Below are 26,534 nucleotides of genomic sequence, written 5' to 3'. Positions count from 1 at the left end.
CGCCGGCGCGGGACCGTCTTCGCCGCCGGTCACAGCGGGCGCACCCGGCTGGCGTCCAGCCGTCCGCGCAGCTGGGGCAGGGCGCGCCGGCTCACGGGCAGCTCGGTGCCCTCGACGACGACGGACGCCTTGCCTCCCTGCAGCCTGACCCGGTCGATCCGGTCCATCGCCACCAGGTAGGACCGGTGGATCCGCACGAAGCCGGACGCCCACTGCCGTTCGAGGTCGTTGAGGGGAACCCGGATCAGGTAGCTCGCTCCTCCGGTGTGCAGGCGCGCATAGTCCCCCTGGGCCTGGATGTAGCGGATTTCGTCGCGCCGGATCAGCCGGGTGGTGCCACCCTGGTCGACCGTGACAAGTTCGGGTTTTTCGCTGGGCTCCTCCACCAGTTCGCAGAGCCGGCGCACCGATTCGGCGAGCCGTTCGGGCCGGACGGGCTTGAGCAGGTAGTCGACGGCGGCGAGGTCGAACGCCTCGAGCGCCTGCGCCTCGTCGGCGGTGACAAAGACGACGGCGGGGGGCCGGGTAAAACGCGAGACGGCGCGGGCGAGGTCCAGGCCGGAGAGGGCCGGCATGTGGATGTCCAGGAAGAGCGCGTCGACGGGGAATTCCTCCAGCGCACGCAGCGCCTCGGCTCCGGACATGGCCCGGTGAATCCGCCCGACCCGCCGGTCCTGGGACAGCAGGTAGGCAAGCTCCTCGACGGCGGGCGCTTCATCGTCCACAACCACCACGTTGATCATGGTTCCCAGTGTAGGAGCCGAGGGCCCCGGCCCGAGCGAAGCGAGGGGCGGGAGGCTCCGCAACGGTAGGAGCCGAGGGCCCCGCCTCAGGACTGGGGGCCCGCGGTGGGGCCGCCGTTCCCGGGACGCGTCTTGGGCACGCGCAGCGTGATGAGGGTGCCGGCGCCCGGCGCGGTGTCCACCACCAGGCCGTGGCCCTCGCCGTAGACCTGGCGCAACCGCACGTCGACGTTCCGCAGCCCCACGTGCAGGCCCTCGGTGGTTCCGGCCAGGACCGAGCGCAGGGTTTCCGGGTCCATGCCGACGCCGTCGTCCTCCACCGTGATCTCGGCGTAGTTGCCGCTGTCGTGCGCGGCGATCGTCACCAGTCCTCCGCCGTCCTTGGATTCGAGGCCGTGCCGGACGGCGTTCTCCACCAGCGGCTGCAGCGACAGGAACGGAATCTCCGTCCCCAGGACCTCCGGGGCGATCTGCAGCCGAACCCGGATCCGGTCCCCGAACCGTGCCTTCTCCAGCAGCAGGTAGCGGTCGATCGCCTGCAGTTCCTCCGCCAGGGTGGTGAAGTCCCCGTGCCGGCGGAAGGTGTAGCGGGTGAAGTCGGCGAACTCGACCACCAGGCTGCGGGCCCGTTGCGGATCGGTGTTGATGAAGGAGGCGATCGCGTTGAGGCTGTTGTAGATGAAATGCGGGCTGATCTGCGCGCGCAGGGCCCGGACCTCGGCCTCGGCCAGCTGCGTGCGGGATTCGTCCAGCTCGGCCAGCCCCACCTGCGCGGCGACCCACGCCGCGACCTCGGTGACGGCCCGGACCTGGGCGGCATCCGCCCCCGTGGTGTAGGCGCCCACGGCGCCGGCCGCACGGCCCTGGACGATGATGGGGGCGAACACCGCGTGGCCCGCATCCAGCCGGCGCACCACGGTGTGGCGCGCCGTCAGCGCCGCCGCGGCCAGGTCCATGGGGCTGGAGGGGCTGGGGCCGGAGGGATTGGGGCTGGAGGGGGCGGGGGAGAGCGGCGCGCCGTCGGTGGCCAGCACCTGCGCGGTGTCCGTGATGACGAGGGTTTCGCACCCCAACAGCCCGCGCAGGTGCCGGGCGGCCCTGGCGGCTCCTTCGGGGGTGAGCCCGTGGCGCAGGTGCGGAGCAGCCAGGGAGGCGGTGTGCAGGGCCTCGAAGGTGGCCCTTCCGGCGGCGGTCCCCAGGTCACGGCTCGAACGCACCCAGCGCGCCACCAGGAAGGCGACGACGGCGGTGCCCACCACGGCAATCGTCGCAATCAGGGTGGCCTGCACGGCCATTGGCATCATGGGGCCAGCCTAGCGAGCGGCTTTGTCCCGGGGACCCGGGAAGCACCTGTTCCCTGCCGGCGAAGCCGCCGTTCGTCGCCCGCAGCCCACCGCTCGGCGCTGCTTCCCCGCCGTCCGGCGCACCAGCGGCGCCGCCCGGCGGAGGGCTGGTGTGAAGTGCTTCACACGGCGCGGCCAAGCAGCCAAAGTGATGTGCATCACCCTTGCCGATGTCCCGTTCTAGGAGGAACCATGGGCAGCATCCCCTCTCCCGACGTCCGTCCGGAGGTCCCCCCGGGCGGCCATGGCGCGCACGCCGCCCCCGTCCCCACCGGGGAGGACTTCCGCGAGACCCAGGCGAGCCCCGAGTTCCAAGAGGTCCGCCGGACCCACCGCGGGTTCGTCTTCCCCATGACGGTGGTCTTCCTGGTCTGGTACTTCGTCTACGTCATCCTCGCCGCCTACTTCCCGGCGTTCATGTCCATCAAGCTGGCCGGCAACGTCAACGTTGGCCTGGCCCTTGGCCTGCTCCAGTTCGTGTCCACCTTCGTCATCACCGCCGCCTACGTGCATTTCGCCAACAAGAAGCTCGACCCCAAGGCCACGGCGATCCGCCTCCGCCTGGAGGGCGCGCAGGAAGGGGACGCCAAGTGAACGCCCTGATCGTCAACGCCGCGGCCACCGAAACGACCAAGGTCGGCGACCCGCTGATCAACATGCTCATCTTCGGCCTGTTCGTGGGCGTCACCCTGGTGGTGGTGCTGCGGGCCAGCCGCAACAACAAGACCGCAGCCGACTACTACGCCGGCGGGCGTTCCTTCAGCGGCGGCCAGAACGGCACCGCGATCGCCGGGGACTACCTCTCGGCCGCGTCCTTCCTGGGCATCGTCGGAGCCATCGCCATTAACGGGTACGACGGGTTCCTGTACTCGATCGGCTTCCTGGTTGCCTGGCTGGTGGCCCTGCTGCTGGTCGCCGAACTGCTGCGCAACACCGGCAAGTTCACCATGGCCGACGTCCTCTCCTTCCGCCTGAAGCAGCGCCCGGTGCGCATCGCCGCCGCCATCAGCACCCTGGCGGTGTGCCTGTTCTACCTGCTGGCCCAGATGGCCGGCGCCGGCGGATTGGTCTCCCTGCTGCTGGGCATCGATGACAGGGTGGGGCAGTCGGTGGTCATCACCGTGGTGGGCGCCCTCATGATCCTCTACGTGCTGGTTGGCGGCATGAAGGGCACCACCTGGGTGCAGATCATCAAGGCCGGCCTGTTGATCGCCGGAGCGTTCACCATGACCATCTGGGTCCTGGCCCTGTACGGGTTCAACTTCTCCGCCCTGCTGGGCGACGCCGTCGCCAGCGCCGGCACCGAGGCTATCCTGAACCCCGGCCTGCAGTACGGGGCCAACGCCACCACCAAGCTGGACTTCCTCTCCCTGGGGCTGGCCCTGGTGCTGGGCACGGCGGGCCTGCCGCACGTGCTGATGCGCTTCTACACGGTGCCCACCGCCAAGGAAGCGCGCCGTTCGGTGGTCTGGGCCATCTGGCTCATTGGCGGGTTCTACCTCTTCACCCTGGTGCTCGGCTACGGGGCCGGCGCACTGATCGGCGCGGACCGCATCAAGGCCGCCCCCGGCGGCGTCAACTCGGCCGCACCGCTGCTGGCGTTCGAGCTGGGCGGCCCGCTGCTGCTGGGCGTCATCTCCGCGGTGGCGTTCGCGACCATCCTTGCGGTGGTGGCCGGCCTGACCATCACCGCGGCCGCCTCCTTCGCGCACGACATCTATGCGAGCGTGATCGCCAAGGGAAAGACCACCCCGAAGCAGGAGGTGAAGGTCGCCCGCCGCACCGTGGTGGTGATCGGCGTCCTGTCCATCGTGGGCGGCATCGGCGCCCAGGGCCAGAACGTGGCCTTCCTGGTGGCGCTGGCCTTCGCGGTTGCCGCGTCGGCGAACCTGCCGACCATCATCTACTCCCTGTTCTGGAAGAAGTTCAGCACCCAGGGTGCAGTGTGGTCGATGTACGGAGGCCTGGCCGCGGCGCTGGTGCTGATCGTGTTCTCCCCGGTCATGTCCGGGAACCCGACCGCGATGATCCCGGACGCGAACTTCGCGATCTTCCCGCTGAAGAACCCCGGCATCGTCTCCATTCCGCTGGCGTTCTTCCTCGGCTGGCTGGGCACCGTGCTGGACAAGCGCGTCGAGGACCCCATCAAGCAGGCGGAGATGGAGGTTCGCTCCCTGACCGGCGTGGGTGCCGAGAAGGCAGTCGAACACTAGCGCACCGGACAGGCCCTCCGGTGCCGGCTTCACCGACACGGGAGGGGACCCGGGTCCCGGGCATGTCCCGCAGGCGAGGACGACGGCGGCAGGAAACTGCCGCCGTCGTCCTCTTGTGTACGCATCCCCGGTGTCCCGTCTCCGGTGTCCCCGCAGGGGCGGGACCGGACGCGCAGGCCCGGCCCAAACCGGCCCGATTCCCGCGGGGAAACGGTGGTTGTGCCGGTCCCGGCCCGTGGGTATCGTCACGGGTAGGCCGCGGCAATGGCGCCGCGGACCCGCGCGGACACCGCCCGGCCCACCGGTGGGCGGGGTCCGCGGGACAACGATGCAAAGGATGCCGACCGTGTCCCTACTCGATTCCACCCCTCCTGCCCCCGGCAGCGACGACGACGTCCTGCGACTGATCGGGCCCACCGGCGAACGGACCGCAAGCCCCGACCTCGATCCCTGGGTTTCCGACGTGGACGACGCCGCGCTGGTGCGCCTGCTGACCGACATGGCCGTGGTGCGGCGCGTGGACCTCGAGGCCACGGCCCTGCAGCGCCAGGGCCAGGTGGGCCTGTGGCCCCCCCTGCTGGGCCAGGAGGCCGCCCAGATCGGCTCCGCGCGGGCGCTGCGCACGGACGACTTCATCTTTCCCTCCTACCGCGAAACCGGGGTCGCCTACTGCCGCGGCGTGGACATGCTGGAGGTCCTGCGCCTCTGGCGCGGCGCCGCCCTGTCCGGCTGGGACCCGATGGAATTCGGCATGGGCACGGCGCAAATCGTGATCGGGGCGCAGACCCTGCATGCGGCCGGCTACGCCCTGGGGACCAGGCTGGACGGTTCGGATGCGGCCACCATCACCTACTTCGGCGATGGCGCCACCAGCCAGGGCGACGTTAACGAGGCGATGGTTTTTGCCGCCAGCTTCCAGGCCCCCGTGCTGTTCTTCTGCCAGAACAACCACTGGGCCATCTCCGAACCGGTTCGGGTGCAGGCCCACGCGCCGCTGGCCGGCCGGGCGGCCGGCTTCGGCATCCCGTCAGTGCGGGTGGACGGCAACGACGTCCTGGCCTGCCTGGCCGCGACCCGGCGCGCGCTGGACCGGGTCCGCTCCGGCAGCGGCCCCGCGTTCATCGAGGCGGTGACCTACCGCATGGGCCCGCACACGACGGCCGACGACCCCACCCGCTACCGCGACCCCAACGAACTGGACCTGTGGAAGGCCAGGGACCCGCTCGCCCGCGTGGAGGCCTACCTGGTTTCCCGAGGCCATGACCCGGAGGAGCTGCGGGCGCAACTGCAGCGGGCGGCCGACGAGGTCGCCGCACGGCTGCGCCGCGAGGTGGTGCGGCTGCCGGACCCCGGCCCGCTGGACCTTTTCGAGCACGTCTACGCGGCCCCCCACGAACAGCTCGAACGCGAGCGCCGCGAGTACGCCCTGTACCTCGCCCAATTTGAGGACCAGGCCCAATTTGGGGACCAGGCCCAATTTGGGGACCAGGCCCGCACCGGGGACGACGCCCGCACGGGGAAGAACCCCGACGGCGGCCCGGGGGCTCCGGGCGGTGCGGCACCGAGTGCGGCCCACGGCACGGAGGTGGCCCGATGAGCGGGATCACCTTCGCCAAGGCCCTGAACGAGGGCCTGCGCCGCGCCATGGAGCGGGACCCCAAGGTGGTCCTGATGGGGGAGGACATCGGCCGGCTGGGCGGGGTTTTCCGCATCACTGACGGGCTGCAGAAGGACTTCGGGGAGCACCGGGTCCTGGACACCCCGCTGGCCGAGTCCGGCATTGTGGGCACCGCCGTGGGGCTCGCCTATCGGGGATACCGGCCCGTGGTGGAGATCCAGTTCGACGGCTTCGTCTACCCCGCCTTCGACCAGATCGTCGCCCAGGTCGCCAAGCTGCACTACCGCACCCGCGGCAGGGTCGTGATGCCCCTGACCATCCGCATCCCCTTCGGCGGCGGCATCGGATCCCCGGAGCACCATTCGGAGGCTCCGGAGGCCTACTTCGCCCACACCGCGGGGCTGCGCGTGGTCAGCCCGTCCAACCCGCAGGAGGCCTTCACCATGATCCAGCAGGCCATCGCCTGCCCGGACCCGGTGGTGTTCTTCGAACCCAAGCGGCGCTACCACGACACCGCCGAGGTGGACCTGGACACCGAGCCCGCAACCGATCCCCGTGTCCTGCCCATGGGTTCGGCCCGGGTGGTGCGCCCGGGCACCGACGCCACCCTGGTCGTCTACGGGGCGATGGTCAAGACGGCCCTGGACGCCGCCGCGGCAGCCGCGGATGAGGGCACCAGCATCGAGGTCATCGACCTGCGCTCGCTGGCTCCGCTGGACTCGGCGGCCCTGGAGGCTTCGGTGCGGCGCACCGGGCGGCTGGTGATTGCCCACGAGGCCCCACGCACCGGCGGCTTGGGGGCGGAGATCGCCGCGACGGTCACCGAGCGCTGCTTCGACTACCTGGAGCATGCTCCGGTGCGGGTCACCGGCTTCGACATCCCCTACCCCCCGGCCAAATCGGAGCGCCACCACCAGCCGGACCTGGACCGGATCCTCGACGGGGTCGACCGGGTGCTCGGCCGCCCCAACTCGCTCAGCGGCGTCCCGGGGAACGTCGCGGAAGCCCAAGGAGGGGGAGATGACCACCGTGCGTAAGCTGTTCCGGCTGCCCGATCTTGGAGAAGGCCTGACCGATTCGGAAATCGTTGCCTGGCGGGTCGCGGTGGGGGACTCCGTCGCCCTGAACCAAACCCTGGCGGATGTGGAGACGGCCAAGGCCGTCGTCGAACTGCCTTCGCCCTACGCCGGTACGGTGGCCGAACTCTTCGCCGATCCGGGCGCACTGGTGGAGGTGGGCAGCCCGCTGATCGCCTTCGACGTCCCGGACGAGGCGGGCGAGCCCGGCACCGCCGCGCGTCCCGGCAGTGCCAGTCCCGGCAGTGCGGCTCCGGACAGCGCCGATCAGGGGGGTGCCGGCCAGGGCAGCGGGAGTGCCGCCGGAACAGGCCCGTCCGGTGCCGGCGGAACCGCTCCCGCCGGGCGCCGGCCCACGCTGGTCGGCTACGGGGCCGAACCCGAGCCCACCGGCCACCCGGTGCGCAGGCCCCGCCGGGGCCGGCCCGCGGCAACGGGGGCCGCCGCGGGGCAACCGCCCGCCGGGCAGGCCCACGCCGGACCACACCTCCAGGGGGACCGGGGGGCCGTCCCCGGCGGCGGGCCGGAGGGTCCGGAATCGGAAGGCGGCCCGGGCGAGCGTCCGCGGTCGACCCCGCCGGTGCGCAAGCTGGCCCACGACCTCGGCGTCGACCTCTCCACGGTCACCGGGACCGGGGACCACGGGCTGATCACCCGGGCCGACATCGAGGCGGCGCACCACGCGGCGGTCCGCGGCGCCGGAGCCGGGCACCCCGGTCCCGGACAGGCCGCTCCGGAGAAGCCCCTGCCCGAACAGGTAACGCCCGGACAGGTAACGCCCGAACAAACCCTGCCTGAACAGCCCCTGCCCGGACAGGCGGCCTCCGGACAGGTCGCCTCCGGACAGCTCGCGGCGGCCCCGCCCCGGACGTTCGGCGGGCGCCCGCGGGAGGAGCGGATCCCCATCCACGGGGTGCGGATGCGCACGGCGGCCGCGGTGTCCGCCAGCGCGTTCACCGCCCCGCACATCACTGAGTTCCTCACCGTCGATGCCACCGCGGGCATGAAACTGCTGGGCAAGCTGCGCCAGCATCCGGCGTTTGCCGACGCCAAGCCGACACCGCTGGCCCTGGCCGCAAAGGCGGTGTGCCTTGCCCTGGAACAGACCCCGGCGCTCAATGCCCGCTGGGACCAGGGCGCGGGACAGATCGTGCGGTTCAACTACGTGAACCTCGGCATCGCCGCAGCCACCCCGCGCGGGCTGCTGGTGCCCAACATCAAGGACGCGCAGGCGCTGGGGCTGGCGGATCTGGCACGGTCGCTGGCCGGACTGGCGGAATCGGCACGCGCGGGGACCACCACCCCGCATGAGCTCACCGGAGGCACCTTCACCATCACCAACGTGGGAGTCTTCGGCGTCGACGCGGGCACGCCCATCCTCAATCCGGGAGAGGCGGGGATCCTCGCGCTGGGCCAGGTGGCCCGCCGGCCCTGGGATCACCGCGGCAAGGTCGCCCTGCGGGACGTGGTGACGCTGAGTCTGTCGGTGGATCACCGGGTGGTTGACGGGGAGGAAGCATCACGCTTCCTGGTCGACGTCGGCACCATTCTTTCGGACCCCGCGATGCTCATCGCAATGCTCTGACCCGGATGGCCCTGCGCTGGCCTGGATGACGATGCGCCGGCCCGGATCACGGTGACCCGGGCCCGCTGCGGCGCAACGGCGGCCGGCGCCCTCCCTGAGGAAGGCGCCGGCCGCCGGGGTGCTTCGCGCGGGGCAGCCGCGCTAGGCCAGTTCCATGATGTATTCCTTGACGACGGCGGCGCGCGCGTTGGCGAAGCCGTCGGCTTCGCCAACCACGACGAAACCGCGGCGCTCGAGGATCTTTTGGGAGCCGATGTTGTCGGTCACCACCCGCGCCCGGATGGGACGGGTGCTGAATTCGGCGAGGAACGCGTCCACCGCCGCAGTGGTCAGGCCCTGGCCCCAGAAGCGCCTGCCCGTCCAGAAGCTGATCTCCTGGCAGCCGTCGTTGGGGTAGGCCAACACGGAACCCACCACCTCGCCGTCGTGCTCGATGGTGCGCACGGTGATCTGGGGATCGTCCAGGAGCTGCTGCCAATGGAGATTAAAAACCCCGCGGTCGGCAGGGTTCTTGGCGGAGAAGGCTGCCATTTGGTTTGCTTCCGGGTCCTGTTGGAACTCGAAGAAGCGGTCCAAATCGGCGGGCTCCACGGGGCGAAGCTTCACGGTTGATACCTCTCTGTCACGACGGCGTGCTGGACACTAGCGTACCGGTGCGCACAAGGCCGCCCATGCCATGTCCTCCAGGAGTCGTTTGCGCCGGGCCGCAGCCACACCAGCTGCCCGGCCTGGCTGCGGCCGGAGGGGGCATCCGTCACGGCATCCTCCCGGGCGCGGCGGGTCACTGTTTTCGCGGGTTTCCACCGGGGATCCATTTACTGGACATTGCGCGGGGCCCTTACTAGCCTCGGGTCCAGTTAGCCCGCGTTAACCGGGTGTCCGCCGCGGCCCATCCTCACGCCGCAGGACACGGTGCGGGCACGGCAGGCGGGGTGGGCCAACGGGAAGGCTGCAATGCGGACCTTGACGTCGCGGGTGGAACCGGCAGGGGAGGCGTTCCGTGCCAACGAGGCCGCCCAGCGCGCGCTCGCCGCCGAGCTGCGCGAGCGGTTGGCCGCGGTGGCGCGCGGCGGGCCGGAAGCGGCCCGGCAGCGGCACCTCGAGCGCGGCAAACTGCTTCCGCGGGAGCGGGTGGACCGGCTGCTGGACGACGGCTCGCCGTTCCTGGACATCGCACCGCTGGCGGCCGAAGGGATGTACGGCGGGGACTGCCCGGGGGCGGGACTGATCGCCGGGATCGGACTGGTCCACGGCCGCCACGTCATGGTGGTGTGCAATGACGCCACCGTGAAGGGCGGAACCTACTACCCGCTCACTGTGAAAAAGCACCTGCGGGCGCAGGAGATCGCGCTGGAGAACGCCCTGCCGTGCGTGTACCTGGTGGATTCGGGCGGGGCGTACCTGCCCCTGCAGGACGAGGTCTTCCCGGACCGCGAGCACTTCGGGCGCATCTTCTACAACCAGGCCAGGATGTCGGCGCGCGGCATCCCGCAGGTCGCCGCGGTGCTCGGCTCCTGCACCGCCGGCGGGGCCTACGTGCCGGCCATGAGCGACGAGACGGTGATCGTGCGCAACCAGGGCACGATCTTCCTCGGCGGGCCGCCGCTGGTGAAGGCGGCCATCGGGGAAACAGTGACGGCGGAGGAACTGGGCGGCGGGGACCTGCACACGCGCGTCTCCGGGGTGGCGGACCACCTGGCCGAGGACGATGCGCATGCCCTGGCGATCGTGCGGGACATCGTCGCCACGCTCCCGCCGCCCGCCCGCCCCGCCTGGGACGTGGCGGACCCGGTGCCCCCGGCAGTGGAGCCCGGCCAACTCTACGGCGCGGTGCCCGCCGACGTGAACGTCCCCTACGACGTGCGCGAGGTGGTGGCCCGGCTGGTGGACGGTTCCGTTTTCCACGAGTTCAAGGCCGCCTGCGGCCCCACCCTGGTCACCGGGTTCGCCCGGATCCACGGGCATCCGGTGGGCATCGTGGCCAACAACGGCGTGCTGTTCTCCGAATCCGCGCTCAAGGGCGCCCATTTCATCGAACTGTGCGACCAGCGGGGCATCCCGCTGCTCTTCCTGCAGAACATTTCCGGATTCATGGTCGGCCGCGAGTACGAGGCCGGAGGCATCGCCAAACACGGGGCCAAAATGGTCACCGCCGTCGCCACGTGCCGGGTGCCGAAGCTGACCGTCGTCATTGGAGGTTCCTTCGGCGCCGGCAACTACTCGATGTGCGGGCGCGCCTACGCGCCGCGTTTCCTGTGGATGTGGCCGGCGGCGCGGATCTCCGTGATGGGCGGAGCCCAGGCCGCCTCCGTGCTGGCCACGGTCAAGCGGGACCAGGCCGAGGCTTCCGGCGCGACCTGGACCGCGGAGCAGGAACGCGAACTGACCGGGCCCATCCGCGCGCAGTACGAGGAGCAGGGCAGCCCCTACCATTCGACCGCACGCCTGTGGGACGACGGCGTCATCGACCCCTCGGACACCCGCCGCGTCCTGGGCCTGGCCCTGGACGTGGTGGCCCGCCAACCCCTGCCGGAGACCTCCTTCGGCATCTTCAGGATGTGAGCATGCCAGCGCCCCCGTTCGACACCGTCCTGGTCGCCAACCGCGGCGAGATCGCCTGCCGGATCATCCGCACGCTGCGCGCGCTGGGGATCCGCTCGGCGGCCGTCTACACGGAGCCCGACGCCGGTGCGCGGCACGTGCGCGAGGCCGACCTGGCGCTGTCGCTGGGACCCGCGCCGGGAGGCTACCTGGAGATTGAGGCCGTGGTCGAGGCCTGCCGCCGGGCCGGGGCGCAGGCGGTGCATCCGGGCTACGGGTTCCTCTCCGAGAACGCGGCGTTCGGGCAGGCCCTGGCCGCGGCCGGGATCGTGTTCATCGGCCCGGACGCGCAGGCGCTGGAGGTGATGGGGGACAAGATCAGGGCCCGCCACCAGGTTGCGGCGCACGGCGTGCCGGTGGTTCCGGGCGCGGGCGAGCCCGGAATGACCGACGAGGAGCTGATGGCCGTGGCGGGCACCGTCGGGTACCCGCTGCTGGTCAAGCCGTCCGCCGGCGGTGGAGGCAAGGGCATGGTCGCCGTGGCCACCCCCCGGGAGCTGCCCGAGGCCCTGGCCGCAGCCCGGCGCACCGCGCGGGGCGCTTTTGGCGACGACACCCTCCTGCTGGAACGCCTCATCAGTTCACCCCGCCACCTGGAGGTCCAGGTCCTCGCGGACCGGCACGGCACCACGCTCCACCTCGGCGAGCGCGAATGCTCGCTGCAGCGGCGCCACCAGAAGGTGGTCGAGGAGGCCCCGTCCCCGCTGCTGGAATCGCTGCCGGACGGGTCCCTGATCCGGGACCGGCTTGGGGCCGCCGCGGTCGCGGCGGCCCGCTCGGTCGGGTACGTCGGGGCCGGGACCGTCGAGTTCCTGGTCTCCGCCGACGCCCCGGGGGAGTTCTTCTTCATGGAGATGAACACCCGGCTGCAGGTGGAGCATCCGGTGACGGAGGAAACGGTCTGGCTCGGGGACGAACCGCTGGACCTGGTCGCCTGGCAGGTCCGGATCGCAGCCGGGGAGCCGCTGGAGGTCCCGCAGTCCGACGTCGAGCAGGTGGGCCACGCGGTGGAGGCCCGGGTCTACGCGGAGGACCCGTCCAACGGCTTCCTGCCCTCGCCGGGCATCGCCTACGGGGTGCGCGAGCCCTTCGGGGAGGGCGTCCGCGTCGATTCGCTGCTGGAGGAGACCACCCCGGTCCCGGAGCACTACGACCCCATGCTGGCGAAGATCGTCGCCTGGGGCGAGGACCGGGAGACCGCGCTGCGCCGGCTGGACGAGGCCCTGGCCCAAACGGTGGTGCTGGGGGTGCACACCAACCTGGAGCACCTGCGCTTCCTGGTCACCGATGCGGACGTGCGCGCCGGCCGGCTGGACACCGGGCTGATCGAACGCCGCGGCACCCAGCCCGGCCGGTGGGTCACCGAGGAGCAGCTGGCCGCCATCGCGGCCCGGTACCTGGAGGCGGAAGACGCCGGCGGGCAGCCTCCCGGGTACCTGCACGACGGCGGCGGGAACGGCACCGGAGGGCACGGCGGGAGCTGGGACCTTCGCGACGGCTGGAGGCTGGGGACCCCGCGCCCGCGCCTGCTCACGCTCGAGACGCGCGACGGCAGCCGCGACGTGGCGGTGTTGGGCACCCCCGGGGCCGCGGGCACCGACTATGTGCTGGAGATCGACGGCACCGTCCACCGGGTGGCCCCGGCGGAGGCCTACGACTCCGACACGGCCACGGTGAACGGGCGGCGCTTCCCCCTCTCGATCGGACTCCGCCAGGACGCATGGCTGCCCGCCACGGCCGGGGGGAGGGGAACGCCGGGGGCGGAACCGCCACCCGGCTACGGGGAGGCCTGGGTCTCGGCCGAGGGATGGAGCGCCAAGGTGCACCGGCCCACCCGCCGCGAACTGCTGGAACGCCGGCTTGCGGACCCCGGAAAGGCCGGCGGGGGCGCCCCGGCCGGGCCCGGCCCTGAAGTCCGCTCGCCGATGCCGGGCACCGTCGTTGCGGTCCCGGTCTCCAACGGGGACCGGGTCGAGGCCGGCCAGCTGCTGGTCGCCGTGGAGGCCATGAAGATGGAACACCGGCTGACCGCGGCGGTTGCCGGAACCGTGACGGTCCTGGCCGCCGTCGGAGACCCCGTCCGCCGGGACCAGCTCCTCGCCGTTGTCCATCCCCCCGCGGAGCTACCCCAGGAAGGCGGCTGACATGCCCGGATTCGAACTCGGTGAGGAATACCGCGACCTCGTGGAGATGGTCCGCGACTTTGCCGACCAGGTGGTCGCCCCCGTCGCGGCCCGGCACGACGCCGAGCACAGCTTCCCGTACGACGTCGTGCGCCAGATGGGGGAGCTGGGCCTGTTCGGGCTGCCGTTCCCCGAGGAATGGGGCGGCCAGGGCGGGGATTTTTTCGCCCTGGCCCTGGCCCTGGAACAGCTCGGGCGGGTGGACCAGTCGGTGGCGATCACGCTTGAGGCCGCCGTGTGCCTGGGGGCCATGCCCCTGTACCGCTTCGGCAGCCAGGAACAGAAGGAACGCTGGCTGCCGCAACTGGTTTCCGGGCAGGCGCTCGCCGGCTTCGGGCTCACCGAACCCGGGGCCGGAACCGATGCCGGGGCCACCCGCACCACCGCGCGCCTCGAGGACGGGCAGTGGGTCATCAACGGGACCAAGGAGTTCATCACCAACTCCGGCACCGACATCACCGAACTGGTCACGGTCACCGCGGTGACCGGAACCGCCACCGCAGCGGACGGCAGCACCCGCAAGGAGATCTCCACGTTCCTGGTCCCCGCCGGCACCCCCGGATTCCGGGCCGAAAGGGCCTACGACAAGGTCGGGTGGCGGGCCTCCGACACGCACCCGCTCACCCTGGCCGGGGTCCGGGTCCCGGAGGGCAACCTGCTGGGCGAACGCGGCCGCGGCTACGCCAACTTCCTGGCCACCCTGGACGAGGGGCGCATCGCGATCGCCGCGCTGGCCACCGGCGCCGCCCAGGGCTGCGTGGACGAAGCCGTCCGCTACGCCAAGACGCGCACCGCATTCGGTGCGGCGATCGGCACCTACCAGGGCATCCAGTTCCGCATCGCCCGCATGCAGGTGCGCGCCCACACCGCCCGGCTGGCCTACTACGCGGCCGCCGAGCGGATGCTGGCCGGCCGGCCGTTCAAGACGGAGGCGGCGATGGCCAAACTGGTGGCCGGGGAGGCGGCGATGGACAATGCCCGCGACGCCACCCAGGTTTTTGGCGGGTACGGGTTCATCAACGAGACCGCGGTGGCCCGGCACTACCGGGATTCAAAGATCCTGGAGATCGGCGAGGGCACCACCGAGGTCCAACTGATGCTCATTGCCCGCGGGCTGGGCCTGTGAGGAGGGGAAAACCATGGACCGCAGGATCGAGGAACGCGGGCTGTACTACGACGAGCTGGAGCCCGGCGCCATCTACGTGCACCGGCCGGGCCGGACCATTACCGAGGCGGACAACGTCCTGTTCACCACGCTGACGATGAACACGCAGGCGCTGCACCTGGATGCGGCCTTCGCCGCCACCCAGCCGTTCGGGCAGCGGCTGGTCAACTCGATGCTGACGCTCTCGACGATGGTGGGCCAGTCCGTGGGCCAGCTGACCCAAGGCACCGTCGTGGGCCAGCTGGGCGTCTCCGAGGCCGCCTTCCCGCATCCGCTCTTCCACGGCGACACCCTCTACACCGAGAGCGAGGTCTCGGCGCGGCGCCTCTCGGCCTCGCGTCCGGGGCAGGGCATCGTGGCCTTCCGCCACACCGGCCGCAACCAGGACGGCGTCGTGGTGGCTCAGGCCACCCGGACGGTCCTGATGTGGACGCGGGCCGGCCACGCCGCGGCCCGCGACAGGAGCCGGGAATGACCGGGTCCGATTCCCCGCCGGAGGACCCGGGGGCTTTTCCGTTCGGCGCGGGGCTGCTCTTTTGCCCGGGGGACCGGCCCGACCGCTACGCCAAGGCCGCTGCCCGGGCGGATGCGGTCATCCTGGACCTCGAGGACGCGGTCGCGCCTGCGGACAAGCCCGCGGCACGCGAGGCGGTCGCGGCCAGCCGGCTGGACCCCGAACGCACGCTGGTGCGGGTGAACCCCGCCGGCACCGCGGACTTCGCCGCCGACCTCGCCGCCCTGAGCACCACCGCCTACCGCACCCTCATGCTTCCCAAGGCACAGGACCCCGGCGACGTGCGCGCCCTGGCCGGGTATGGAGTGGTGGCGCTGTGCGAGACCGCCGCCGGCGTGCTGCACGCGGCCGCGCTGGCGGCGGAGCCGAACACGCTCGCGCTGATGTGGGGCGCGGAGGACCTTATCGCCTCGCTGGGCGGAACATCGAGCCGGGAGGACGGGGGCGCCTACCGGGCGGTGGCCCTGCATGCCCGTTCCGCGGTGCTGCTCGCCGCGGCGGCGCAGGGGAAGGCAGCGGTCGACGCCGTGTACCTGGACCTGGAGGATGCGGCCGGGCTGGAGGCGGAGGCGCGGGACGCGGCGGCGTCGGGCTTTGCGGCAAAGGCCTGCATCCACCCCGGACAGGTGGGCATGGTGCGTGCCGCGTTCGCCCCCGACCCGGCGGAAGCGGCCGCCGCGCGGGCCCTGCTCGATGCGGCCGCCGGGCAGGCGGGGGTGTTCCGCTTCAACGGGCGGATGGTCGATGAGCCGCTGCTGCGGCATGCGCGCGCGGTGCTCAGGCGGGCCGGGCACTCCGCCACGGACGGGCCGGCCTGAAGGGTCCTGCTACCCGGCGTGCCTGCCCCCGCCCGGCCGGCCGGGGGCTTCCGGCCCCGAAGGCTGCCTGGCGCCGCCGGCATTCGGCTCAATGATGCCGTTGGCGTACAGCTCCATCAGCACCGGTCCCATCCGCCGCAGGGTTTCGGCGGAGTACGGCACGGTGCCGAAATGGCGGGCCAGGTGGTCGGCCAGCAGCAGCGGCGCCATGGCGTGCATCGCCAGGACCACCGCGAGGACATCAGGATCCGACGTTGCCTTCCACCGCATCCCGGCCGGGTCCCTGGAGATCCCGGCCTTGGCTTCCTTGACCAGCCGGTCGAACATGCGCCCGCCCGAGCGGGACCCGTCCGTCACCTGGCGGGCAATGAAGCGCAGGCGGCTCTCCAGCTTCGGGTCGTCCAGCAGCCGGGCCGCGGCCTCGGCCGGGCCGTGGCCCCCGAGATTTTCCTCGAGGATGGTCCGGACCACGTAGTCCTCGCAGTCGACGGCCAGGGAATCCTTGGAGATGTAGTGGTGAAGGAGCAGGGACGTGCTCACCCCGGCGGCCTCCGCGATGGCCCGCGTCGGTGTGCCCGCCACGCCGCGGACCCCGAAGAGATCGATGGCGGCCTCCAGGATCCGCTGGCGCACGTCTTGTGCACCGGCCCCCGAGGGGCCGGCCGCGGGTATGCCTGCCGGGGAAGTGCCGGCATCGGGTCCCCTGCCGGCTGCACGGTTCTCTTCGCTCACGCCATCAGGTTAGGCGCGGAGCCCCACCTCGGCAACGGCAGCGGGCGGCACAAGCGGTCAGGGGATCGCCTGGCCGGAAGGGAACAGCCGGGCCGTCAGGGAACAGCCTGGCCGGCGGGGGATAATCGGGAGGTGACTTCCCGCCAGAACCTCCCCTTCACCCCGCCCCCCACGGATGCCCGCCGCCGCGTGGTCCTGCTCGGATCCACCGGGTCCATCGGCACCCAGGCCATCGAGGTGGCCGACCAGGCCCGGGAACGCTTCGAGGTCGTCGCGCTCTGCGGCGGCGGAAACGTCGGCCTGGTCGCCGAGCAGGCCGTGCATACCCGGGCGGAGGCCGTGGGCATCGCCCGCGGCACGGCCGGGGAACTGCGCGCTGCCATCGCCGCGCGGGCGGCGGCCGCCGGTGCCGCCGGCTATGCGCCGGAGCTGTTTGCCGGCCCCGGCGCGGCGGCGGAGATCGCCGCCTGGCCGGGAGCCGACGTCGTGCTCAACGGCATCACCGGATCCATTGGGCTGGCACCCACCCTGGCCGCCCTGGACGCGGGCCACCTGCTGGCCCTGGCCAACAAGGAGTCACTGATCGTCGGCGGCGACCTGGTCCGGCGCGCGGCCGCGCCCGGCCAGCTGGTCCCGGTGGACTCCGAGCACTCCGCCCTGGCCCAGGCGCTGCGCGCCGGCACGCCGGAGGAGGTCGCCCGGCTGGTGGTCACCGCCTCCGGCGGCCCGTTCCGCGGCTGGGACCGCGGGCGCCTGCGCGCGGTGACTCCCGCGCAGGCGCTCGCCCACCCCACCTGGGACATGGGCAAGGTGGTCACCACCAACTCCGCGACCATGGTCAACAAGGCCCTGGAGGTCATCGAGGCCCACCTGCTGTTCGGCATCCCGCTGGAACGCATCGAGGCCGTGGTCCACCCGCAGTCGGTGGTGCATTCGATGGTGGAGTTCATCGACGGTTCCACGATCGCCCAGGCCTCGCCGCCGGACATGCGCCTGCCGATCGCCCTCGGGATGGGGTGGCCGGCCCGGGTGCCCGGCGCCACCGCCCCGTGCGACTGGTCCGCCGCCGCGGCGTGGACCTTCGAGCCGCTGGACGAGGAGGCCTTCCCCGCCATCCGCCTGGCCAAGCAGGCTTCCGCCGCCTCGCCCACGCACATGGCCGTCTACAACGCAGCCAACGAGGAAGCCGTGGAGGCCTTCCACGCCGGGCGGATCGGCTTCCTGGACATCGTGGATTCGGTCGCCGCCGTGGTGGAGGAGTACGACGCCGGTGCCGTGGCGGGCACCGAACTGACCGTGGGTGCGGTGCTGGCCGCCGAGGACTGGGCACGAAACCGCGCCCACGAACGTTTGGGGCTTCTGTGACCGTTTTGCTTTTCATCCTCGGTGTCCTCTTCGTCGCCCTTGGCGTTGCCGTCTCGATCGCCCTGCACGAGGTGGGGCACCTGGTGCCCGCCAAGCTGTTCAAGGTGCGTGTGCCGCAGTACATGATCGGTTTCGGGCCCACCATCTGGTCCCGCAGGCGGGGCGAGACGGAGTACGGGTTCAAGGCGCTGCCGCTGGGCGGGTTTGTCTCGATGATCGGCATGTACCCGCCGGCCAGGGACGGCGAGGAGGTGCGCCAAACCAGCACCGGCATGTTCCAGCAGCTGGCCAACGACGCCCGCAGGGCCTCCGCCGAGCAGCTCCAGCCCGGTGACGAAAACCGCATGTTCTACAAGCTCCCGGTCTGGAAGCGCGTGGTCATCATGCTGGGCGGCCCCGCCATGAACCTGCTCATCGGCACCGTCCTGATCGGCGTGCTGATCACCGGCTTCGGCACCCTGCAGTCCACCACCACGGTCTCGGAGGTCTACCGGTGCGTGGTGCCGCTGGACCAGCAGGAGCAGCGCTCGGGAACCGGCGACGGCTGCCGGGCCGGGGACCCGCAGGCACCGGCCTATGCCGCCGGCCTGCGCCCCGGGGACGTCATCACCTCCTTCAACGGCCAGCGGCTTGGCGAGGCCGACTGGCAGGTCCTGACCGAAATGATCCGTGCCGAGGCGGGCCACGAGGTCGCCGTAACCTACCTGCGCGACGGCACCGAGCACGCCACCACCATCACCCCGCTGCTCACCGAGCGGCCCCAGCTGGACATCAACGGCAACCCCGTCGCCACGGCGGACGGGACCATGGCCACCGTCCAGGCCGGCTTCATCGGCATGGGCGCCGAAGCGCGCCTGATCCGGCAGCCGGTCACCGAGGTTCCGGCCATGGTGTGGGAGAACGTGACCCACGTGGCGGCCATCGTCCTGGACCTGCCGGCCCGCCTGGTCGCCGTTGGACAGGCAGCCTTCTCGGATGCGCCGCGCGATCCGGACGGTCCGGTCTCGGTGGTGGGCGTCGGGCGCATCGCCGGGGAGGTCAGCGCCATGGAGGACGTTCCGGTGGAAAACCGGGCGGCGACCCTGGTGGGCCTGGTGGCGGGGCTGAACATCGCCTTGTTCGTCTTCAACCTGATCCCGCTGCTGCCGCTGGATGGCGGGCACATTGCCGGCGCCCTCTGGGAAGCGCTGCGCCGCGGTGTCGCTAGGGTGTTCCGCCGCAGGGACCCGGGCCCGGTGGACATCGCGAAGGCGCTGCCGCTCACCTATGTGGTGGCGACGCTGCTGCTGGGCATGGGCGTGCTGCTGATCTACGCGGACATCGTCAAGCCGGTCAACCTCTTCGGCTGACCGGGCCCTGTTGCCCCGGGCGGGCAGGTTTGGTTGGCTGGGGGATGCACCACGCCGTGCCCGCCGCCCGCCGGCGGTCCGGGCGCGGTCGCCACGAAGGGATCCCGATGACGCAGACGCCCGACCGCACGCTCCACCCCCGCCCGCGCACGCTCCCGTGGGTCCTGGTTGGGCACCACAGTTCCGGGCACCGCAGCTTCGGGCACCGCAGCTTCGGGCGCCGGGCGGGCCGCGCGCTCGCGCTGGCCGTGGCGGGAGCGCTGGCGCTTGCCGGCTGCACCGGCCCTTCAGGGTCCGGGCCGGTTGCTGAGGCCACCGGCCCGGAAGGACTCCTTCCGCCGGCGGCCGGGGATGGACGCCTGGCTGTCCCGGCGGCCCGGGACGCGGGATACGTCCGTATCTCCGGGACCCCTGCCGCCGCCGCGGTGGCAGCCAGCCGCACCTTCTTCGCCACCGCCCGCGTTGCGGTCCTCGCCTCCGAGGCGGACGGCGCCGTGGTCCAGGCCGCGGAGCGTGCCCGCGCCCTGGGCGTTCCCCTGCTGCTGGTTCCCGGACGGACAGCACCGCCCGAGGCGAGCGAAACCGGGGCGGCCAAGGACGGCACTACCGCGGAGGACGGCAGCACCGCGGAGGACGGCAGCACCGCGGAGGACGCGGAGGAAGGCTCCGCCCCGGAAGGCGCGGAGGACGGGGCGGGTGCCCGGGCCGCGGTGGCCGCGGAACTTTCACGGCTCGGCGTCGGGTCCGTCGAGGCCTACGGGGTGGAGGACACGTCCTTCCTCCCCGGCATCAGCGCCGCCGCCCCCGGCAGCACCCGCCTCCCGGAGGCCGCGGCCCCCGCGGGGGGCCGCGCCGCCGTCGTGCACCTGAAGGATCCGGGCAGGCCGGGCGCGGCCGGACTCGCCGCCGTGGCGGCGACCGCCCAGGCGGCAGGGGCGGAAGTGGCGGAACTGGCCACCGCCGATCCGCGGGCCGAACGGAACCGGGCCTTCTTCGCCGAACGCGCGGGAGGGCTGGTGGTCGCCGCGGGGGACGGGTTCGGCAGCGCCGAGGATTTCGCGTCGACGGCGGCCACCGCAGCGGCCGGAACCGAACTGCCCGGCGGAGGACAGCTCCTCTTTCCGCAGCGGCGGATGGTGGCGCTGTACGGCCACCCCGGGACGCCCTCGCTGGGCCTGCTGGGGGAGCAGGACATCGAGGCATCGATAGCCCGGGCCAAAAAGCTGGCCGCCGAATACCAGCCCTACAGCGACGAGACCGTCCAGCCGGCCTTCGAGATCATCACCACCGTGGCGACCGCACATGCCGGCCCGGACGGAAAGTACTCCGCCTACACCGCGGTGGAGAAGCTGGAACCGTGGATCGACGCGGCCGCGGAGGCCGGTGTCTACGTGGTGCTGGACCTGCAGCCCGGGCGCAACGACTTCCTGGTGCAGGCCAAGCGGTACGAGGAACTGCTCAAGCGCCCGAACGTGGGCCTGGCGCTGGACCCCGAATGGCGGCTGGGGCCAAACCAGCGGCACATGGTCCAGATCGGGTCCGTCGAGGCGGCAGAGATCAACAAGGTGTCGGCCTGGCTGGCTGGGCTGGTCCGCGAGCATGCCCTGCCGCAGAAAATGCTCATCCTGCACCAGTTCCAGCTGGGCATGATCCGCGACCGGGCCAGCCTGGAGACCGGACACCCCGAACTGGCGCTGGTCCTGCACGCGGACGGGCACGGAACCCCCGGCCAGAAACAGGACACCTGGAACGCCCTGCGCCGCGGCCTGCCGCCCGGAATCCGGATGGCCTGGAAGAACTTCATCGACGAGGACAAACCCACCTTCAGCCCCAAGCAGACCTACTCGGAGGTCGGACCCAAGCCCTGGTTCGTCTCCTACCAGTAGCCGATGGCCGCAGCGCCTCCCGGGCTCCCGACGCTCGCTGGCGCTCGCATCGGGTCCCTCGCCCGGTAGCGCCTCCCGGGCTCCCGACGCTCGCTGGCGCTCGCATCGGGTCCCTCGCCCGGTAGGCTGGGGGCCATGAGTGTCTTCGCCGTTGAATACGTTTACGCCCCCGGAACCGAGGCCGGACGGGACGAGCACCGTCCGGGCCACCGCGCCTTCCTCACCTCGCTCAAGGAGAGCGGCAACGTCTCCCTCATCGCCTCCGGTCCCTACGCCGATGGCAGCGGGGCGCTGCTGATCTTCGCCGCCCCCTCCGAGGAGGACCTCGCGGCGGCCCTGGCCCGCGACCCCTTCAACGCAGAGGGTTTTGTTGCGGCCCTGCGCATCACCGGCTGGATCCCCGCCTCGGGCGAACTTTCCCACTACGCCCAGTAGGGCGCAGCCGCTCCCGGCAGCGGAGGGTCCCGCCCTCCGCTGCCTGTCCCGCCTCCCGGGGGGATAATTGGACTACAACCCTTCCACGCACCACCCACGGAGGAAAACTTGACCCCGGTCAGCCTCGGAATGCCGTCCGCCCCGCCGCCCGTCCTCGCGCCCCGCCGCAAGACGCGCCAGATCCAGGTCGGACCGGTCGGCGTCGGCTCCGACTTCCCCGTCAGCGTGCAGTCGATGACCACCACCCCCACGACGGACATCAACGCCACGCTGCAGCAGATCGCCGAGCTGACCGCCGCAGGCTGCGACATCGTCCGCGTGGCCTGCCCCTCGGCCGACGATGCCGAGGCGCTGCCGATCATCGCCAAGAAGTCACAGATCCCGGTCATCGCCGACATCCACTTCCAGCCAAAGTATGTCTTTGCCGCGATCGACGCCGGCTGCGCCGCCGTGCGCGTCAACCCCGGCAATATCCGCAAGTTCGACGACCAGGTCAAGGAAATCGCGCAGGCGGCCAAGGACGCGGGCACGTCCATCCGCATCGGCGTCAACGCCGGCTCGCTGCACCCGGACCTGATGAAGAAGTACGGCAAGGCCACCCCGGAGGCCCTGGTCGAGTCCGCGGTGTGGGAAGCCTCGCTGTTCGAGGAGCACGGCTTCCACGACTTCAAGATCTCCGTCAAGCACAACGACCCGGTGATCATGGTGCGTGCCTACGAGCTGCTGGCCGAACGCGGCGACTGGCCCCTGCACCTGGGCGTGACCGAGGCGGGCCCGGCCTTCCAGGGCACCATCAAATCCGCCACCGCCTTCGGAGCGCTGCTCTCCAAGGGCATCGGGGACACCATCCGCGTGTCCCTGTCCGCACCGCCGGTGGAGGAAGTCAAGGTCGGCAACCAGATCCTCCAGTCGCTGAACCTGCGCCCCCGCAAGCTGGAAATCGTCTCCTGCCCCTCCTGCGGCCGTGCCCAGGTGGACGTGTACACGCTGGCGGAGCAGGTGACCGCCGGACTCGAGGGCATGACCGTTCCGCTGCGCGTGGCCGTCATGGGCTGCGTCGTCAACGGCCCCGGCGAGGCGCGCGAGGCCGACCTCGGGGTCGCCTCGGGCAACGGCAAGGGGCAGATCTTTGTTAAGGGCGAAGTCATCAAGACCGTGCCTGAGGACCAGATTGTTGAAACACTGATTGAAGAGGCGATGCGCATCGCCGAGGAAGCGGGCGACGGAGATGGCGAGGATCCTGTCCAAAGTGGCCCCGTGGTTACCGTCAGCTAGCAGGGGACGGCGCGACGGCGGGGAACGGCTCAGCGCCACCGTGCGCGTCCTGGCGGACGAGGACACCCAGGCCCTGCGCGCGCTCGTCGCCCGGGATCCGGTGGCCAACGTCTTCCTCGATGCCCAGCTGGACTGCACCGGCACGGCCGCGCCCACCGGCAGCGGCGGCATGGTGGTGGGACGGTTCGATGGCGAACGCCTCGAATCGGCCTGCTGGGTGGGGGCGAACCTGGTTCCCGTCCAGGCCTCGGCCGGGGCCGCGGCGGAGATTGCCGCCGCGCTGCTGCCGCTGGGCCGCAGCTACTCCTCGATCTTCGGGCCCGCCGAAGCCGTCCTGGCCCTGTGGGAAAGGCTGCGGGAGGGAGGGCAGCGGGCCTTCGACGTGCGTTCGTCCCAGCCGCTCATGGTCCTGGACCGGGCCCCCGACATCCCGCCGGCCCCGGGCCTGCGGCTGTCCACCGAGGCGGACTACGACGCCGTCCTGCCCGCCTGCTCGGCGATGTTCGAGGAGGAGCTGGGCTACTCCCCGCTGACCGGCGGAGGCTCCTACTACCGGGCCCGCGTCCGCTCGCTGATCCGCCAGGGACACTCCTTCGTGGACCTCGACGAGACCGGCCAGGTGCTGTTCAAGGCGGAACTGGGAACCGTGTCACCGCGCGCCACGCAGATCCAGGGCGTCTGGGTGGCGCCGGCCCACCGCGGGCGCGGCCTGGCCGCGCCCTACATGGCCGCGGTCGCCGGCCGCGCCCTGGCGGTGGCCCCCGTGACCAGCCTGTACGTCAACGACTACAACGCGCCCGCGCTGGCCACCTACCGCCGGGTGGGATTCCGCCAGACCGGAGAGTTCGCCACCGTGCTGTTCTGAGCGCGCAGGGCCCAATGGCGCCGCGACCGCGGCGCCATTGGGCCCTGCGCGCGTGCGGCGGGTAAATTTGGAGGCGATCCCCCCGGGGAAACCCTCTCCCAGTGCGGCGCGATGCCGCGGAAACGGATAGACAAGCGTGGTCCTACGACTTTCCACACTATTCCTGCGCACCCTGCGCGAAGACCCGGTCGACGCCGAGGTCGCCAGCCACAAGCTGCTGGTGCGTGCCGGCTACATCCGCCGCGCCGCCCCGGGTATCTACACCTGGCTGCCCCTGGGGCTGCGCGTGCTGGCGAAGGTCGAGGCGATCGTCCGCGAGGAGATGAACGCGATCGGGGCCCAGGAAGTGCACTTCCCGGCACTGCTGCCGCGCGAGCCCTATGAGGCGACCGGCCGCTGGACCGAATACGGCGAGGGCCTGTTCCGGCTCAAGGACCGCAAGGATGCCGACTACCTGCTGGCCCCGACCCACGAGGAGATGTTCACCCTCCTGGTCAAGGACCTGTACAGCTCCTACAAGGACCTGCCGGTTACCCTCTACCAGATCCAGAACAAGTACCGCGACGAGGCCCGCCCCCGGGCCGGCCTGCTGCGCGGCCGCGAATTCATCATGAAGGACTCCTACTCCTTCGACGTCGACGACGCCGGCCTGGAGGCCTCCTACCAGGCCCACCGCGCCGCGTACCTGAGGATCTTCTCCCGCCTGGGGCTGGAGATCGTGCCGGTGTATGCGACCGCAGGAGCCATGGGCGGGTCCAAGTCCGAGGAGTTCCTGCACCCGACCGAGGTCGGCGAGGACACCTTCGTGCGCTCGGCCGGAGGCTACGCGGCGAACGTCGAGGCCGTGACCACCGTCGTCCCGGCGGAGATCGACTACGCCGGCGCCCCGGCCTTCGAGGTCAAGGACACCCCGGACACCCCGACCATCGATTCGCTGGTTGCCTGCGCCAACGCGATCGCCCCGCGCGCTGACCGGGAGTGGACCGCCGCAGACACCCTGAAGAACGTGGTGCTGGCCGTGACCCTGCCCACCGGCGAGCGCCAGCTCGTGGTCGTGGGCGTGCCCGGGGACCGCGCGGTGGACCTCAAGCGCATCGAGGCCAACATCGGTGCCCACCTGGCCGCGGCCGGCGAGCTCGGCGTCGAGGCCGCCACCGACGAGGACATCAAGAAGGTTCCGGCTCTGGTCAAGGGCTACATCGGTCCGGCCCTGGGGCTGGACGCCGCAACGCTGGGCGCCGAGTCCTCCAGCGGGATCCCCTTCCTGGTGGACCCGCGCGTGGTGGCCGGCACCACCTGGATCACCGGCGCCAACGAGCACGGCAAGCACGTCTTCGGCCTGGTGGCCGGACGCGACTTTGCCTGGGACGGCACCATCGAGGCCGTCGAGGTGCGTGCCGGCGACGAGGCCCCGGACGGGTCCGGGCCGCTGGAGACCGCCCGCGGCATCGAGATGGGCCACATCTTCCAGCTCGGCCGCAAATACGCGGAGGCGCTTGACCTGAAGGTGCTGGACCAGAACGGAAAGCTGGTCACGGTCACCATGGGTTCCTACGGCGTCGGCGTCACGCGCGCGGTCGCCGCCCTGGCCGAGTCCAACCACGACGACCGCGGCCTGGTGTGGCCGCGCAACGTGGCCCCGGCCGACGTGCACCTGATGGTCACCGGCAAGGGCGAAGAACTGTTCGCCGAGGCCGAGCGGATCGCCGCCGGCCTCGAGGCCCGCGGTCTCGAGGTCATCTTCGACGACCGTCCGAAGGTCTCCGCCGGCGTCAAGTTCGGCGACGCCGAGCTGATCGGCGTGCCGACCATCGCCGTCGTCGGCCGCGGCTTGGCCGAGGGGCTGGTCGAGGTCAAGGACCGGGCTACCGGAACCGCCGAGAACGTGGCGGTCGCCGACGTGGTGGAGACCCTCGTGGCCAGGGCGCGGGGCTGGGACCTGCCGCGCCCGTGAGCGAACTGCTGAATGGTTCCGGCCTGGAGAACCTCGAGGCCGGAACCATTCTGCTGGTGCTGGCGGCCGGGCTGGCCGCCGGGTGGGTCGACGCCGTCGTCGGCGGCGGAGGGCTCATCCAGCTGCCGGCCCTGCTGCTGGTCCCGGGCATCGCCCCGGTCCAGGCGCTGGCCACCAACAAGCTGGGGTCGATCTTCGGAACCACCACCAGTGCCGTGACCTACTACCGGCGTGCCCATCCGGACCTGAAAACGGCGCTGCCGATGGCTGCGGTCGCGCTGGCCGGAAGCTTCGCCGGGGCGATCGTCGCCACCCTGCTGCCGTCCGCGGTGTTCAAGCCGGTCATCCTGGCCGCCCTGGTCGCGGTCGCGCTGTTCACCGCGTTCCGGCCCACCGCCGGAGAACTGACCAGGCTGCGCCACCAGGGGCGGCGGCACTATGTCCTGGCCGGGGTCATTGGCCTGGTGATCGGGTTCTACGACGGGCTGATCGGCCCGGGCACCGGATCGTTCCTGATCATCGCCATGGTGGTCCTCCTGGGCTACAACTTCCTGGCCGCAAGCGCCAAGGCGAAGATCGTCAACATGGCCACCAACTTCGGTGCGCTGGTCTTCTTCCTGCCCAGCGGGCACCTGCTGTGGGGCCTGGGCCTGCTGCTGGGGGTGGCCAACATGGTGGGCGGCTACCTCGGTGCCCGCACGGCCGTGGGCCGCGGGGCCCGGTTCATCCGCATCGTGTTCCTGGTGGTGGTTGGGGCCCTGATCGTGCGCCTGGGCTTCGACGTCGCCCTGGAGTGGATGCCCGCGGGGTAGGA

At 71.7% G+C, this 26,534-nt stretch carries 22 protein-coding genes; 18 read left to right on the top strand and 4 right to left on the bottom strand.

The window, feature by feature from the left end; translation table 11 throughout:
- Positions 1-29: 29 nt before the first annotated feature.
- Positions 30-743, bottom strand: a complete 714-nt coding sequence (locus tag NCCP_RS05270) for a LytR/AlgR family response regulator transcription factor (RefSeq protein ID WP_149956202.1) — start codon at positions 741-743, stop codon at positions 30-32.
- An 86-nt stretch (positions 744-829) separates the two neighbouring features.
- A complete protein-coding gene (locus NCCP_RS05265) occupies positions 830-2,047 on the bottom strand; it encodes a sensor histidine kinase (protein WP_414727703.1) in 1,218 nt (405 codons plus the stop codon).
- Positions 2,048-2,278: 231 nt separating this feature from the next.
- Between NCCP_RS05265 and NCCP_RS05260 the strand changes: the two genes are divergently transcribed.
- The 5 genes from NCCP_RS05260 to NCCP_RS05240 all read left to right on the top strand — a co-directional run bounded on the left by NCCP_RS05260 (position 2,279) and on the right by NCCP_RS05240 (position 8,578).
- On the top strand, positions 2,279-2,680 hold the full coding sequence (locus NCCP_RS05260; protein ID WP_149956201.1) for a DUF485 domain-containing protein: 402 nt from the start codon (positions 2,279-2,281) through the stop codon (positions 2,678-2,680).
- A gap of 62 nt (positions 2,681-2,742) precedes the next feature.
- A complete protein-coding gene (locus tag NCCP_RS05255) occupies positions 2,743-4,299 on the top strand; it encodes a solute symporter family protein (protein WP_216364667.1) in 1,557 nt (518 codons plus the stop codon).
- Between the two features lie 337 nt (positions 4,300-4,636).
- Positions 4,637-5,896 (top strand): pyruvate dehydrogenase (acetyl-transferring) E1 component subunit alpha, encoded by a 1,260-nt coding sequence (gene pdhA, locus NCCP_RS05250; protein WP_225873688.1) that lies wholly within the window; start codon positions 4,637-4,639, stop codon positions 5,894-5,896.
- On the top strand, positions 5,893-6,954 hold the full coding sequence (locus tag NCCP_RS05245) for an alpha-ketoacid dehydrogenase subunit beta (protein WP_149956199.1): 1,062 nt from the start codon (positions 5,893-5,895) through the stop codon (positions 6,952-6,954). Before pdhA ends, NCCP_RS05245 begins: the two co-directional genes overlap by 4 nt.
- Entirely contained in the window at positions 6,938-8,578 is a 1,641-nt protein-coding gene (locus NCCP_RS05240) for a dihydrolipoamide acetyltransferase family protein (RefSeq protein WP_149956198.1), read from the top strand. Before NCCP_RS05245 ends, NCCP_RS05240 begins: the two co-directional genes overlap by 17 nt.
- A 141-nt stretch (positions 8,579-8,719) precedes the next feature.
- Here the strand turns inward: NCCP_RS05240 and NCCP_RS05235 are convergent, their stop codons facing one another.
- The gene (locus NCCP_RS05235) at positions 8,720-9,184 is read right to left on the bottom strand and encodes a GNAT family N-acetyltransferase (protein WP_149956197.1); all 465 of its coding nucleotides are present in this window, start codon (positions 9,182-9,184) and stop codon (positions 8,720-8,722) included.
- 348 nt (positions 9,185-9,532) lie between these two features.
- Between NCCP_RS05235 and NCCP_RS05230 the strand changes: the two genes are divergently transcribed.
- From NCCP_RS05230 to NCCP_RS05210, 5 genes are read left to right on the top strand one after another with little or no spacing between them, the layout of a single operon-like run.
- A complete protein-coding gene (locus NCCP_RS05230) occupies positions 9,533-11,140 on the top strand; it encodes a carboxyl transferase domain-containing protein (RefSeq protein ID WP_149956196.1) in 1,608 nt (535 codons plus the stop codon).
- Between the two features lie 2 nt (positions 11,141-11,142).
- Positions 11,143-13,323, top strand: coding sequence for an acetyl/propionyl/methylcrotonyl-CoA carboxylase subunit alpha (locus tag NCCP_RS05225; RefSeq protein ID WP_149956195.1), 2,181 nt, complete (start codon positions 11,143-11,145; stop codon positions 13,321-13,323).
- A gap of 1 nt (position 13,324) precedes the next feature.
- Positions 13,325-14,488, top strand: a complete 1,164-nt coding sequence (locus tag NCCP_RS05220; protein ID WP_149956194.1) for an acyl-CoA dehydrogenase family protein — start codon at positions 13,325-13,327, stop codon at positions 14,486-14,488.
- Positions 14,489-14,501: 13 nt separating this feature from the next.
- On the top strand, positions 14,502-15,002 hold the full coding sequence (locus tag NCCP_RS05215) for a MaoC family dehydratase (protein ID WP_149956193.1): 501 nt from the start codon (positions 14,502-14,504) through the stop codon (positions 15,000-15,002).
- Positions 14,999-15,859 carry an HpcH/HpaI aldolase/citrate lyase family protein gene (locus tag NCCP_RS05210; RefSeq protein ID WP_149956192.1) on the top strand — a complete coding sequence of 287 codons (861 nt, stop codon included), beginning with the start codon at positions 14,999-15,001 and terminating at the stop codon, positions 15,857-15,859. Before NCCP_RS05215 ends, NCCP_RS05210 begins: the two co-directional genes overlap by 4 nt.
- A gap of 9 nt (positions 15,860-15,868) precedes the next feature.
- On the opposite strand, the gene NCCP_RS05205 is transcribed toward NCCP_RS05210, so the two are convergent.
- A complete protein-coding gene (locus NCCP_RS05205; RefSeq protein ID WP_149956191.1) occupies positions 15,869-16,591 on the bottom strand; it encodes a TetR/AcrR family transcriptional regulator in 723 nt (240 codons plus the stop codon).
- A 132-nt stretch (positions 16,592-16,723) separates the two neighbouring features.
- On the opposite strand from NCCP_RS05205, the gene dxr reads away from it, so the two are divergent.
- The 8 genes from dxr to NCCP_RS05165 all read left to right on the top strand — a co-directional run bounded on the left by dxr (position 16,724) and on the right by NCCP_RS05165 (position 26,532).
- Entirely contained in the window at positions 16,724-17,956 is a 1,233-nt protein-coding gene (gene dxr, locus NCCP_RS05200) for a 1-deoxy-D-xylulose-5-phosphate reductoisomerase (RefSeq protein WP_149956190.1), read from the top strand.
- The gene (locus tag NCCP_RS05195; protein ID WP_149956189.1) at positions 17,953-19,305 is read left to right on the top strand and encodes a M50 family metallopeptidase; all 1,353 of its coding nucleotides are present in this window, start codon (positions 17,953-17,955) and stop codon (positions 19,303-19,305) included. The genes dxr and NCCP_RS05195 overlap by 4 nt, the downstream gene beginning before the upstream one ends.
- Before the next feature lie 107 nt (positions 19,306-19,412).
- Complete coding sequence (locus NCCP_RS15195) at positions 19,413-21,191, top strand: hypothetical protein (protein ID WP_149956188.1); 1,779 nt, start codon at positions 19,413-19,415, stop codon at positions 21,189-21,191.
- A 135-nt stretch (positions 21,192-21,326) separates the two neighbouring features.
- A complete protein-coding gene (locus NCCP_RS05185) occupies positions 21,327-21,626 on the top strand; it encodes a YciI family protein (protein ID WP_149956187.1) in 300 nt (99 codons plus the stop codon).
- A gap of 108 nt (positions 21,627-21,734) precedes the next feature.
- Complete coding sequence (gene ispG, locus NCCP_RS05180; protein ID WP_149956186.1) at positions 21,735-22,901, top strand: flavodoxin-dependent (E)-4-hydroxy-3-methylbut-2-enyl-diphosphate synthase; 1,167 nt, start codon at positions 21,735-21,737, stop codon at positions 22,899-22,901.
- Positions 22,855-23,766 carry a GNAT family N-acetyltransferase gene (locus tag NCCP_RS05175; RefSeq protein ID WP_172627307.1) on the top strand — a complete coding sequence of 304 codons (912 nt, stop codon included), beginning with the start codon at positions 22,855-22,857 and terminating at the stop codon, positions 23,764-23,766. Before ispG ends, NCCP_RS05175 begins: the two co-directional genes overlap by 47 nt.
- Positions 23,767-23,902: 136 nt before the next feature.
- Positions 23,903-25,720 carry a proline--tRNA ligase gene (locus tag NCCP_RS05170; RefSeq protein WP_149956185.1) on the top strand — a complete coding sequence of 606 codons (1,818 nt, stop codon included), beginning with the start codon at positions 23,903-23,905 and terminating at the stop codon, positions 25,718-25,720.
- Positions 25,721-25,725: 5 nt separating this feature from the next.
- On the top strand, positions 25,726-26,532 hold the full coding sequence (locus NCCP_RS05165) for a sulfite exporter TauE/SafE family protein (protein WP_172627314.1): 807 nt from the start codon (positions 25,726-25,728) through the stop codon (positions 26,530-26,532).
- Positions 26,533-26,534 lie beyond the last annotated feature (2 nt).

Source organism: Zafaria cholistanensis (assembly GCF_008580665.1).
GTDB lineage: Bacteria > Actinomycetota > Actinomycetes > Actinomycetales > Micrococcaceae > Zafaria > Zafaria cholistanensis.
This window is presented reverse-complemented; position numbering and strand designations above follow the sequence as displayed.